This window comes from Pseudomonas sp. IPO3778, from assembly GCF_013386825.1.
GTDB lineage: Bacteria > Pseudomonadota > Gammaproteobacteria > Pseudomonadales > Pseudomonadaceae > Aquipseudomonas.
In genome coordinates this window covers 190,598-202,653 of sequence record NZ_JACARC010000041.1, presented here as the reverse complement: position 1 = coordinate 202,653, position 12,056 = coordinate 190,598, and the positions used below count along the sequence as shown (strand labels likewise).

Annotated in this window: 11 protein-coding genes; all 11 read left to right on the top strand. The window is 58.7% G+C overall.

Annotation, left to right across the window (positions count from 1 at the left end; all coding sequences use genetic code 11):
- Nucleotides 1-9: 9 nt before the first annotated feature.
- The 11 genes from HX855_RS22320 to HX855_RS22270 all read left to right on the top strand — a co-directional run bounded on the left by HX855_RS22320 (nt 10) and on the right by HX855_RS22270 (nt 12,046).
- Nucleotides 10-948, top strand: a complete 939-nt coding sequence (locus HX855_RS22320) for a fimbrial protein (protein ID WP_177086103.1) — start codon at nt 10-12, stop codon at nt 946-948.
- Between the two features lie 163 nt (nt 949-1,111).
- The gene (locus tag HX855_RS22315) at nt 1,112-2,284 is read left to right on the top strand and encodes an EAL domain-containing protein (protein ID WP_177086100.1); all 1,173 of its coding nucleotides are present in this window, start codon (nt 1,112-1,114) and stop codon (nt 2,282-2,284) included.
- A 156-nt stretch (nt 2,285-2,440) separates the two neighbouring features.
- Nucleotides 2,441-3,067 (top strand): response regulator transcription factor, encoded by a 627-nt coding sequence (locus HX855_RS22310; protein WP_177086098.1) that lies wholly within the window; start codon nt 2,441-2,443, stop codon nt 3,065-3,067.
- Nucleotides 3,067-5,217, top strand: coding sequence for an ATP-binding protein (locus HX855_RS22305; RefSeq protein WP_177086096.1), 2,151 nt, complete (start codon nt 3,067-3,069; stop codon nt 5,215-5,217). The genes HX855_RS22310 and HX855_RS22305 overlap by 1 nt, the downstream gene beginning before the upstream one ends.
- A 172-nt stretch (nt 5,218-5,389) precedes the next feature.
- Complete coding sequence (locus tag HX855_RS22300; RefSeq protein WP_177086094.1) at nt 5,390-6,604, top strand: EAL domain-containing protein; 1,215 nt, start codon at nt 5,390-5,392, stop codon at nt 6,602-6,604.
- Between the two features lie 6 nt (nt 6,605-6,610).
- The gene (locus HX855_RS22295) at nt 6,611-6,943 is read left to right on the top strand and encodes a fimbrial protein (protein WP_177086171.1); all 333 of its coding nucleotides are present in this window, start codon (nt 6,611-6,613) and stop codon (nt 6,941-6,943) included.
- A gap of 230 nt (nt 6,944-7,173) precedes the next feature.
- On the top strand, nt 7,174-7,626 hold the full coding sequence (locus HX855_RS22290; protein WP_177086092.1) for a histidine kinase: 453 nt from the start codon (nt 7,174-7,176) through the stop codon (nt 7,624-7,626).
- Between the two features lie 269 nt (nt 7,627-7,895).
- On the top strand, nt 7,896-8,264 hold the full coding sequence (locus HX855_RS22285; protein WP_177086090.1) for an autotransporter outer membrane beta-barrel domain-containing protein: 369 nt from the start codon (nt 7,896-7,898) through the stop codon (nt 8,262-8,264).
- Nucleotides 8,265-8,540: 276 nt separating this feature from the next.
- Nucleotides 8,541-10,010, top strand: a complete 1,470-nt coding sequence (locus HX855_RS22280) for a TolC family protein (RefSeq protein WP_218175833.1) — start codon at nt 8,541-8,543, stop codon at nt 10,008-10,010.
- A 3-nt stretch (nt 10,011-10,013) separates the two neighbouring features.
- Nucleotides 10,014-10,718 (top strand): hypothetical protein, encoded by a 705-nt coding sequence (locus tag HX855_RS22275; RefSeq protein ID WP_177086089.1) that lies wholly within the window; start codon nt 10,014-10,016, stop codon nt 10,716-10,718.
- On the top strand, nt 10,715-12,046 hold the full coding sequence (locus HX855_RS22270; RefSeq protein WP_177086086.1) for an HlyD family type I secretion periplasmic adaptor subunit: 1,332 nt from the start codon (nt 10,715-10,717) through the stop codon (nt 12,044-12,046). Before HX855_RS22275 ends, HX855_RS22270 begins: the two co-directional genes overlap by 4 nt.
- Nucleotides 12,047-12,056: the final 10 nt, after the last annotated feature.

The following is a 12,056-nucleotide window of genomic DNA, read 5'->3' as shown; positions in this document are numbered from 1 at the left end:
GTGGAAAATATGAAGATAAACGGTGGTGCCACACTATTATTGTTGCTCGCACTGTTCTTGTCAGAAAGCGCTTATGCTGTAAATTGCCAAGCGCCGGGAGTGCAGGCATCGGATGCTAAAGGAGGAACTTTTAATGTCTATGTACATGTGGGACCTATCTATTACGGGGACCGTTTTGTTATTTATCTAGGAGACTATATACAATGTGAGAGTCATTCTGCCACCGGGAATGCAAGTGTGCTTCCTCCGGGAGACGATCTGTGGAGAATTCAGAACGCCAGTCTGTCCCCAAGTCTTGTGGGTTTTTCTGGTTCTATTAATTTTTTTAATTGGTATGATCTCCCTCTTATGGGAAGCACCGCTTCAGAGTCGTATCAGACAAACCTTTATAACAAAATCAGTCTCATGCTGGCTTTGCAGTTTGCTACTGATGGTGCGCCTGGAGTCACAGTCAATGCAGGTCAGTTGCTGGCCACATTTACTATGGCGAGTCGAGCAACGGCAGGACCTAACAGTGCTTATCAAGAGACTTTACCCATTACGTGGAATATATATGCTCAAAACGACGTCAGTTTTAACGCGCGAGGTTGTGATGTTTCATCAAATAACATGACGATAACCCTACCAGATTATCCGGGAACTGCGGAAATTCCGTTAAGCATACACTGTGATCAAAGTGTAAATATCTCCTATTACCTGACAGGCACTACGACAGATAGCGCTAACACCATCTTCAGTAATACTGCCTCCGCATCCCCCGCAACGGGTATTGGCGTGCAGCTATCAAGTCGTACTGGCGTCATTGCGACCAACAACAATATCTCACTGGGTTTGGTTGGAACCAGCCCCGTAGACCTTGGAATGACGGCGTCCTATGCGAGAACCAATGGACAGGTCGTCGCAGGCAATGTGCAGTCCCTGATCGGCGTAATGTTCATTTATCAGTAGACGGCTGCACTGGCAGGCTCATCGACCTGGGCGTCGAAGCCGGCGAATAAAAGCCTTCTGCCATACCCTCGGAAATTTCCGTGCGGCATGCAGGAAAACGGCTTTCGTAATTCGCCAATAAAGACGGCAGCATGGCCCCAATGAAAACAGGGTCTGTACCAACATGATTTCTTTACGAATTCTCGTCCTCGAGGACCGCCTGCCGCGTCGCAAAGTCATCACCCGCGCGTTGACGGAGCTCGGTGTGCGTGCGATTTTCCTCGCGCCAGACGGTGATAAAGCGTTGGACCTCATCACCCGCGCCGAAGGCGTGGATGTGGTCATCTGTGACTTGAGCAACGAGAAACCGGGTTGTTTCAATTTCCTGATGGCGGCAGGCCGTGCACGCCTGGTCAATGCGTTGATTTTAGGTTCGGCGCTTGAGCCCCAGTTTTTGCGGGCGCTGGAATGTATCAATCAGTCCTCACAGATCAGACTGATCGGTGTGCTAGGAGATGATGCGCCTCGGCAAGCCTTGGATTCGATCCTGCGTGTTTACCTCAAGCACAGAACCTTTGCACCGCTGTTGACCCTCGACGGATTCAAGTTGCCTACCGAGTCCGAGGTGAGAAATGCCCTCGAGTCGCGAGAATTCAAGGCGTGGTTCCAGCCCAAGTTTGACTTGCGCTCGGGCGCCTTGTGCGGTGTGGAGGCGTTGGCACGCTGGGAGCACCCAACCCGCGGGTTATTGCTGCCCGGCGAATTTCTGCCGGCGGTGCTGGCTTACGACCTGATCGACGAGATGTTCAAGCAGGTCTTTGCCCAAGGGCTTGATCTGCTGGTCTCCCTGCGTGGGCGTAACATCTCGCTGCAGGTTGCGTTCAACCTCCATGCCTCGCAGTTGGCCCGTTTCGATTTGGCGATGTACATCGAAAATGCGTTGATCGAGCACGATCTGCCAGGCTCGGCGTTGATGTTTGAGTTGGCCGAAAACGGCCTGCTAGATATGCCGGTGGTTACCCAGAAAAGTTTGCTGTGTTTGCGGCTGTTGGGATGCGACCTGTCCATCGATGATTTCGGCACGGGATTCTCCTCGTTGACGCTGCTGTGCCAGCTGCCTTTCCAGGAGTTGAAACTCGACAGTTCGGTGGTCCAGGATCTGTCCGATCTGCGCAGCAGGGCCATGATGCTCAGCACGATCGCGCTGGCCCGAGCGCTGGAGATCAACCTGGTGATAGAGGGCGTCAGCACCCAGGCAATACGTGACCAGGCCTTAGACATGGGAGGCACGTTTGCACAAGGTTTTCACCTGGCCAAACCCATGAGTGCAAGCCGCTTGAAAGAATGGCTGGAATGACTGAGTCAATCTGAACGTGACGGCGTATTAAGAGCAAAATAATCAACAGAGACTCGATGCGGTTGGACTAGACTCTGCCGGTGTAGTCGCTTGCCTCTCTCTATGCCTTCTCGTTTCGTGATCTGTGCCCAGATAAACAGAATAAGTGAGATAGATATGCGCAAGGCGCTGGTAGTGGATGACCACCCGATCGTTCGGGCAACGGTCAAAATGGTCCTGAAACAGGAAGGTTTCGAAACGGTGGTAGAGGCGGGCGATGGTGCTGATGCGGTACAACAGGCCCGTCAGGAATTGCCCGACCTGGTGGTACTGGATATCTCGATGCCCAAACTCGACGGCCTGGAAGTCATCCGGCGCATTGTCGACCTGAACATTGCCACGCGCATTCTGGTACTGACGTCCCTGGAGGCCAGCCTGTACCTCAAGCGTTGCATGAGTGCGGGGGCTGCCGGCTTCATCTCGAAAATCGACGACCTGGATGACCTGCGCCGGGCCGTCAAAGTGCTGATGTCAGGCTATACGCATTTCCCCAATCTGGCCATCGGTTCGGTCCGGCGCAGTGACGTCGAGATAAATGAAGCGCGAGTGATCGAAAACCTGTCGGATCGCGAACTGGTGATCCTCAAGCACCTGGCCCTGGGGCTCAGCAACAAGGAAATCGGCGACTCCATGCTGCTCAGCAATAAAACCATCAGCACTTACAAGACGCGGCTGTTGGAGCGCTTTGAAGTGACCTCCGTCGTGTCACTTTCGGAAGTGGCCAAGCGCAACAGTATTATCTGATGAAGTCCGCTAAAACGATTGTTGCCGCGTTGCTGATGGCCGGTTTGCCGTTACTGGTACAGGCGGAACCGCACATTGCCGGTACCCCTGATTTTGAACTCGACATGGTGGTTCGTACCCAGGGCCGGTCCACACTTTATTGGGGGATGGCCCTGGCGGGGCTGGGTTCTATCCTCTGTTGGCATTTTGGCGGGCTGCTGTGGCGGCGCCGAACCGACGATCCCCGCAGGGTCCTGGCGACGTTTGTCGCCAACATGCGCCAGATGATCGATGACGTCCCGCGGCCGGTATTCATCCGTGACCAAAAGGGCCGCCTGGTCGCGTGCAACGACAGCTACCTGGATTTCCTGGCCATGGACCTGAACCAGGTCCTCGGCAAGCCCATCACCGACTTGCAACTCATGCCGCTGTCCGAGTCCCGGCAGTACCATGAGCATTACCTCAAGGTCATACGCGATGGGATTCCGCTGATCGGCAGTGGCAGTCTGGTGGCGCCCTACGGTGAAACGCTGGCACTTTTTTACTGGATTTTCCCATGTTTCAACGCCCGTGGACGGGTCGTCGGGGTGATTGCAGGGTGGGTCGATGTCAGCGACCGCGAGCAGCTGATGATTCAGTTAAAGGCCTCACAAAAAGAGGCCGACGACGCCAACACCGCCAAGACGTTATTCCTGGCCACCATGAGCCATGAAATCCGCACCCCAATGAACGCCGTGCTGGGCATGCTCGAAATGGCCACCAAACGGGCCGAGCAAGGCATTATCGATCGGGTCTCACTGGACATTGCCTCCAGCGCCGCCAACAGCCTGGTGGATTTGCTGGGTGACATCCTGGACATCGTGCGCATTGAGTCCGGCCAACTGACGTTGACGCCGAAGAGAGCCAACCTGCACGACGAGGTGCTCAAGGTCGCGCGCATCTTTGACGGCGTGGCGCAGCAGAAATTTCTCGAACTGCAGATTGAACTCGACCCCCAGGCCGATTGCGAAGTGCTGGTGGACGCCATGCGGATCAAGCAGGTGCTGTCGAACCTGTTGAGCAATGCGATCAAATTTACCGTTAAAGGCCAGGTGCGTTTTTTCCTGCGGTGCACCCCGGTGGTGGACGGCTCGGAGTTGGACCTGACGTTCAGCGTGATCGACACCGGGATTGGCATTTCACCAGAAGATCAGGCGCTGCTGTTCAGCCCCTTCACCCAGGTTGGCCAGCCGGGCGAAGCCATGCGTACCGGGTCGGGACTGGGGCTGGCGATTTCCCGCACGCTGTGCGAGATGATGGGCGGGCGGCTGACCTTGACCAGCGAACTGGGCCGGGGCACCCGCATCGACGTGACATTGCGTTTGCCGATTCTTGAAAACCTTGGCCCGCCTGTGCTGGATGCCATCGCGCCAGTGGTTCGAGCGAAGCGCTTGAGTGTGCTGGTGGTCGACGATTATCCGGCAAACCGTTTGCTGCTTTCGCAGCAGTTCACGTACCTGGGGCATGACGTCAGTGACGCGGAAGATGGCGCACACGGCCTGCGGGCCTGGCGCCAGGGTGCCTATGACGTGGTGATCACCGACAGCCATATGCCCATCATGAACGGCTATGAACTGGCCCGCGCGATACGTGACGAAGAGCAGCGCCTAGGCTCGAAACCCTGCGTCATCGTGGGCTTGACCGCCAACGCACAGCCTGAGGAGAAACAGCGGTGCCTGAATGCCGGCATGGACGACTGCCTGTTCAAGCCCATCCGGCTCGGAGAACTGAGCGCCCGGATGTCGATCATCGAACCCCTGACGCAGCCGAATGAAGCGCCCATCGCGATGATAGGGCAGGGGATCAACCTGGACCTTACCTCGCTGATTCAACTGGCGCGGGGCGACGAAGACTCGGTCAACGCCATCATCAATAACCTGGCACTCAGCCTGGAAGAGGACATGAGCGTGTTGATGCAATGCTATGCGAACAAGGACGTCGAAGGGCTGGCAACGCTGGCCCACCGTATAAAGGGTGGTGGGCGGATTGTCGGTGCGCAGAACGTGCTGATTCGGTGTGCGCAGCTGGAGGCGGCGTGCGAGGAGGCCGAGCCGGAGCAAGTGACCGCGGCCACCCTGGCCCTGGAGCAGGCCATGATTGCATTGAAGGCTGCCTTGATTGCCCTGACGTGAGATCCGGGGGGGCGAATTTGCCTGGATGACGAAGCGGAAGTTTCCTGTTTGTGTCGGAAATTTCCGTTTCGCACAGGGAGTTTTTCCAGATCCTATTAGGAGCGATCCTAAATACAGGGCAGGGGTGGGGCGCAATAATTTGCCGGTCGCCATCACCTGTGTAACCACTGTCATGCCTTTCCTACCGATACGCGTTCTGGTCATTGAAGAGCAGCCTTTCAAACGACTAATCGCCACCAGGCTGTTCCAGGACCTTGGGTGTGAAGACGTGGCTGCGGTGGCTGACGGTGCTGCCGCGCGGGAACTGCTGGCACGCACGGGGCCGGTGGACATCGTATTGTGCAGTTTGAAACTGCAATGCACGCTCGGACTGTCGTTGATCGAGGACCTCAGCCGGGGCGGGCTGCTCAAGGCGCTGATCATCTGCAGTGTGTATCCGGCGAACTTGCATGGTGCCCTTGACCGGATGCTGTCCATGCATGGCGTGAAGGTGCTCGGGTATGTCGATACGCCTGTGCGCGCCAGCGAACTCGGGCCGCTGGTGGGCGGGTTCCTGGAATGGATTGCGGTGCGAAGAACGGACGTTTCAAGCTCGATCAACTTGAAGTGGTTCACCCAGTCCGCCTTGAAACGAGCGATCCTGGAGAACGAGTTCAAGGTGTTTTTTCAACCCAAATTCAACTTGATCACCGGTGCGGTCGACAGTCTGGAAGCCTTGGCACGGTGGGACAACCCCAGCTACGGATTGTTGTCGCCCGCTGATTTTCTGCCATTGCTGAGCAGTTTTTATCTGATGGACGACCTGTTTTTCACCCTGTTTGAGCAAGGTTTGATGGTGTGGCAGGACGTCCAGGCCAGCGGACGACAGCTGAACCTCGCGTTTAATCTGCAGGCGGAGCAATTCAGCAACCCGCAATTGGTCGCACGCATCAGTGGGCTGATCGAGCGTTATCAGGTGCCGGCGTCCTACCTGACCTTTGAAATCACCGAGAGCGGCCTGCTCGAAACCTCCCCGGCGGTGCTGGAAAGCCTGATCCGTTTGCGCATGATGGGGGCCGGGTTGTCCATCGACGATTTCGGCGTGGGGTTCTCTTCCCTGGAGCGCCTGTGCCAACTGCCCTTTACCGAGATCAAGCTCGACGGCAGTTTCGTGCAAAACCTCGACACCAACGCCGCCAACCGCGCCATTGTCAGCAGCACCCTCGCACTGGGGGCAGCCCTGAGCATGTCGGTCGTGGTGGAGGGCGTTGAAACCGAAAGCCAGCGCCAGTCATTGATCAAGCTGGGGTGTGTCCAGGCCCAGGGTTATCTCTGTGCACGTCCCATGAGCGCCAATCGGTTGTTGTCGTGGCTGGACTCCCAGCGTGCGTCGATCAATAACGTCTGACACGTTATCCGCGCTATCCCCTGCGAAAAAGTTGAGGCTAACGGAAGAGTCTTAACCGTCAGCCTTCGACTGGATCCGATCGGCCCGGTGATCGACGCCACCAACGGCGTGCTGAGCTTGACGCCGGGTGCAGGCACGGCGACGGGGGTGGGCCTGCAAGTGCTGCATCTTTCAGGCGGACCGTGGATGTTGTCGCAGAACCAGTTGCTCAATACCGTCCTTGGCCCAGGAACCACTTCATTAAACATCCCGATGAGCGCGCGTTACTTGCAAACGGCAAGCACGATCACCCCTGGAACAGCCAATGCGGTTGCTACTTACACCATTATCTATCAGTAGATGTACTGGTCTCCCCGAAACAATGCGGTGAAGCTTCGGAAATTTCCCTTAAGCGTGGGAAGTTTCCGAATTGTGCGCGGAGTTTTCTATTAAGTCTTAGGAAGGATCCTAAATACAGGGCGGGGGTGCGGGCGCAATACTTCGCTCGCCATCATCCTATGTGTAAACACTGCCATGTCTTTTCTACCGATACGTATTCAGTTCTTCTCAACGGGAAACAAGGATGTTTCATGGTGAATCCCAAGTTACGCATCTTGTTGGTTGACGAGGAGCACACCCGGCTGGTGGGGATGGAGAAAAATCTCTCGAGGCTTGGCTATAACCGCGTCGCGCCGCTGACATCCCTACGGGAATTGCTGGTGATACTGGATAACGCCTTAACGCCGTTTGACCTGCTGATCATCCATGAGGCGGTGTTAAATAACGCGGGCGAAGTGCTTGGAGAGTCCGTGCGACGTTCACCGGCAATCAAACACCTACTTTTTTACCGCGCCGATACAATTAAAATTTTATGCACCGTTGAATCATCGCCGTTATCGATGCGTTTTGCACTGCCTTGCCCGCCTGATCGGGAGGCTATAAGGCAACTGATGGATGTTGTTGAACGAACTGAGCTACATGAGATATACGGTAAGAAGTGTGTGTATCCGGAAAAACACGCGATGCGTGAACACGATAGTTGAAACCACAAACTCCATCTTTCCCCTGTAAAGAAGTTACGTCCCTGATCAGTGCACCTGCTGGTTCCAACTGTCTGCCAAGCGGCTGCCGGGACGCTTTTTCGACTGGGCGTTTTCCCTAAATGGAAGGAAATTTTCCATGCGAATTCATTCTTCGCTGCCCAGCCTTCCCGTTCAGGCCCCCCTGCCGCCGCCACACACCACTGCGCAGCACGGTGGCGATGCGTCCCTGTTGGTGACGATCCTGATGCTGGCTTTTCCCGGCTCCAGCCATGCCGGTGGCACTGCGGGGGGGGAACACCTCACTTGCTGCACCCACTGCCCATGGCGGCGCCGGCGCCGGCCTGGACCAGACACTCAAGTCAACGTCCGGTGCCAGCACCGGCCAGGTGTTTACGGAATTGGGCTACGCACTGCCGCTGAACGCCCGCGCCACGGTCGAACCGTTTGCCGGTGCCGCCTTCAGCGACCAGCGCCTGCGCGGCTTCTCGGAGTCGGGCGGTTTTGCTGCATTGGACGGCGAAAGCAAAACCAACGATGTGACCACCACCCTGGGCCTGCACGCACAGATGGCCTTCACCGCCCTGCAGCTGCAAGCCCACCTGCATGGCAACCGTGGGCGTGCGTCATGCCTTCGGTGATGTAACGCCCGAGACGACGATGGTGTTCGAGGGCAGCCTGCCCTTTACCGTCGCGGGCGCCCCATCGCACGCAATGCGGGCGTAACGGAACTGGGTGCGGATATCACCGTGAGCAAAAAACACCACGGTGGGCATTACCTACAGCGGCCAGTTTGGTGCGGGCTACCGGCAGAACGCAGGCAACGTCAACACCAACTGGCGGATCTGAGATTCATGACTCCTATGCGGATCCACGCCAGCAAATCAGCAGAAATTTGAAGCAGGAAACATCCAACCGTGAACAGTATTAACAACCTCGGATGGCTCGTCGGCCTCGTGGCCCTGGCCTCGCAGTGCAGTTTCGCCTTGCCCGCGCCGCAGACGGATCAAGCCTTGGGCGACTCATTGCTCAGCTTGAACCAGCTGTGGCTGATGACAGGCTCGCCCGACGGCACGCTGGAGATTGACCGTTCCGGTCTCTCGGCGGATGTGGCGGATGGCGAAACACTGGAAACCCTGTCACTCAATGAGGCCCGTCGCCGCGCCGTCGAGGAGAGCTACACCCTGGGGGCTTCGCACTCCAAGGTGCAGGCCGCCTCCGACCTTGCGCGTGCGGCCTATGCCGGTGTGCTGCCGTCGCTGGATGTCCGGGTGGCCAATGGGCCGGAGACCTCTACGCCGTCATTGCGCCTGAACGATGCCACAGGCCAGGCGCTGTCCAAGAGCACGCAGACCCGCAAAGACCTGTATGCGGTGATCAGTCAACCGCTGTTTGACCTGTCGGCGGTTGCAGACATTCGCAACGCAGCGGCGATCAAGCGCGCCAGCGCAGCCAGTGAAGACGGGGTTCGGGGCGACGTTAACTACGACAGCACAGCGGCTTTCTACAACGCGATAGAAGGCGCACTGGCCCTCAAACTCTACCGGGCTCAGCAAAAGCGCCTGGAGCGACTTGACGACTGGGTGATCGCACGGGCCAATGCAGGCGGGGCCAGCGGCGCAGACCGTGAGCGCATCAAGGCCCGCGTGCTGGCCGCCAAGTCCTCCGTGCAAGACGCCATCGCCCAGGCCAACCAGGCCAATATCAACCTGAGCCGGCTCACGGGCAGCATGCCCCACGCCTTGCAACTGCCGATGCTGGCGGACGCGCAGCCGGTGGGCACACTTGAAGACGCCTTGAACTTGATCCCGACGGGCAACCCGGCAGTCCTCACGGCCCGGGAAAATGGCGAGGCCGCCCGTGAGGAGCGGCGCAAATATCAGGCGCACTTCCTGCCGGTGGTGAAGTTCGAGTTGTCCAGCGACAAAGTGGCCAACGACGGCGGCGTGGAGGGTTGGCAAAACGATCGAGAGGCGGCTGTCGTCCTGACCATGCCGTTGTTCTCCGGCGGCGCCGACTATTACAAGCAACGTGCGTCGCTGGCCAAACAGCAAGAGTACGAATACGACCGCATGGACGCCGAGCGAGAAGCCCGTCGCAGCCTGCAGATTGCGTTCAGCGGCCTGGCATCGGCCCACGAAAAGATCAATTCGTTGCGTCAGCAGGCGCAAGCCCAGGCCCGTGTCGTGGCCGCCTTTGACGCCCAGCTTTCTTCCACCACGCGCAACCTCCTGGATGTATTCGACGCCTATCAGCAGTATCACCAGTCACAGTTGGACCTGGTGCACACGAGTGTGCAAGCCGTACTCCTGGAGCAGCAGATCCTGCGGGTGACCGGGCAACTGGCGGCGAACTCCTTCAGCACACTGACCGCGGTAAAGGAATAAATCATGGCCGGAGGCAGCGCTTCGTCGCGCGAACAGAATTTTTGGCCCGGGTTTGTGGATGCCCTCACCAACGTCGTGCTCGTCATGGTGTTTGTGGTGGTGGTATTCGCCATTTCCATGTTTGGCAGCATGCTCAAAATCAGCAAGGCGAAAGTCGCCCAAGGCATTGCGCAACAGGTGGAACAACAGCAGGCACAGGTCGAGGCGTTAACCCGTGAGGTCCGCGCCCAGGCCCAGTCTGATCATGAGAAAGCCGAGCACTTGCAAGAGGAGAATCGCCAACTCACCGCCGACCTGAGTGCCGCGCAGCAGGCGCTGTCGCTGGTGAAACTGGCCGAGGGCGGCGCAGGCGTTCCGGTCAGAGAGGCTGCGCCCAAGTCGCCGGTGGTGATCTCCGGTCGCGCGCCTGCACTCGATGTGAGCTATGCGCTGGGCGTGACCACCCTGGAGAAAAAACTCATGGATGCCCTGGATGGTGCCTTTGGCAATTTTGGCACGGCAGGCCAATGGCAGGTGTCGCTGCAAGCGACCATGGCCGAGCCTTCGCCAAGCGAAGCACGGCGCCTGGCGTTTTACCGCTTGGCGGTGCTGCGTGATCACTTGGTGTCCAAGGGCGTTGCACCGAGCCACATTGAGACACTGATTCTGAATGCACCCTCTACGGACGGGCGCAGTCACGTCGCCATCCGCCTGCGGAAACAGCCATGATGCCGCCGGGGAAGGCGTCCGAGCGCTCTGCGGGCCGCCAACACCGCCAGGCCGTCATACTGGCGCAGTTGCGCGCGCCGCGCCGCTGGATCGTGGGCTTGTTCATCCTGGTGGTGCTGCTGGTGACGTGGGCCGCTTTCGCGCCGATGCGGATGGTGGTGCGCGCCGAGGGGCGCGTCATTCCCTCGACCCGAAGCCAGGTGGTGCAGCACCTGGAGGGCGGGGTGGTGATGTCCATCGACGTGGCCGAAGGCGACATCGTCCAGCAAGGCGATTTGCTTGCACGCATCAGCGACGTCCAGGGCAATTCGCAGATGGGCGAGCGCCGCGTGCATGAGCAAGCCCTGATCGCCAAGGTGGCTCGCCTCAAGGCCGAAGCCACCGGCGAAAACATGGCGCCCCTCGCGGCGTCCGGCCCCCCCGACAGTGATGCCGCACGCGCGATCCGTAGTGAGCAGGAAGCGTTGCTCGCACGGCGCCAGCGGCTGGATCAGGATCAGCAGGTCGCCGCCGAGCAGGTCACGCAAAAGCGCTCCGAACTCGCCGAACTGAACAGCCGCCGCGCCAACCTGACCTCTGAAGTCGACCTGGCCCAGCGTCAACTGCAGATTGCGGCCGACATGTTGCAGCACGAGGCCGCCTCCAAACTGGAAGTGTTGGACGCACAATCGCGGGTACAGCGACTGAAGTCCATGATCGCTGAAGCCGACACCTCCTTGCCCCGGCTGCGTGCCGCGGTGGCGGAAGCCGAAGGGCGCAGCCAGGAAGTGCAGTCGCGCTTTCGCGCCGAGGCCCGTACCGACTTGATCGCCGCCCAAACCGACCTGCAAGGCGTGGAGCAAGAACTCAAGGCCAGCAATGACAGGGTGGAGCGCACAGAACTGCGTTCGCCTGTCTCGGGGGTAGTCAACCGGGTCAACGTGACGACCGTAGGCGGTGTGATTCGCCCCGGCGACGGGCTGTTCGAGATCACGCCTTCCAGCGGGCGCATCGTGGTGGAGGCCCGGGTGCGGCCGGCCGACCGGGCAGAATTGCAACCCGGTTTGCCGGTTAACGTGCGCCTGTCTGCCTACGACTATGCCTCCTTTGGCGTGGCCGAAGGGCGCTTGACCGAGGTCAGCGCCGACACCATGCCGGATGAGCGTGGCGAGCGGTTTTACCGGGTTCGCGTAAGCCTTGACGGCGAACGTCATCCGTTCGCCGGGCGCCCCATCATGCCGGGCATGGTGGCCACCGCCGAAATCGTCGTAGGCAGCCGAACCGTGCTCGCCTACCTGTTATCGCCGTTGAACCGCTTTGCACGCACAGCCCTGAGTGAGCCGCGCTGAGTGCTCACGC

What these genes read in the sequence shown, in the direction of transcription:
- HX855_RS22285 (WP_177086090.1), top strand. Translation starts at nt 7,896, where the DNA reads ATGCCGGTGGCACTGCGGGGGGGGAACACCTCACTTGCTGCACCCACT.
- HX855_RS22310 (WP_177086098.1), top strand. Translation starts at nt 2,441, where the DNA reads ATGCGCAAGGCGCTGGTAGTGGATGACCACCCGATCGTTCGGGCAACG.
- HX855_RS22320 (WP_177086103.1), top strand. Translation starts at nt 10, where the DNA reads ATGAAGATAAACGGTGGTGCCACACTATTATTGTTGCTCGCACTGTTC.
- HX855_RS22300 (WP_177086094.1), top strand. Translation starts at nt 5,390, where the DNA reads ATGCCTTTCCTACCGATACGCGTTCTGGTCATTGAAGAGCAGCCTTTC.
- HX855_RS22275 (WP_177086089.1), top strand. Translation starts at nt 10,014, where the DNA reads ATGGCCGGAGGCAGCGCTTCGTCGCGCGAACAGAATTTTTGGCCCGGG.
- HX855_RS22270 (WP_177086086.1), top strand. Translation starts at nt 10,715, where the DNA reads ATGATGCCGCCGGGGAAGGCGTCCGAGCGCTCTGCGGGCCGCCAACAC.
- HX855_RS22315 (WP_177086100.1), top strand. Translation starts at nt 1,112, where the DNA reads ATGATTTCTTTACGAATTCTCGTCCTCGAGGACCGCCTGCCGCGTCGC.
- HX855_RS22290 (WP_177086092.1), top strand. Translation starts at nt 7,174, where the DNA reads ATGGTGAATCCCAAGTTACGCATCTTGTTGGTTGACGAGGAGCACACC.
- HX855_RS22305 (WP_177086096.1), top strand. Translation starts at nt 3,067, where the DNA reads ATGAAGTCCGCTAAAACGATTGTTGCCGCGTTGCTGATGGCCGGTTTG.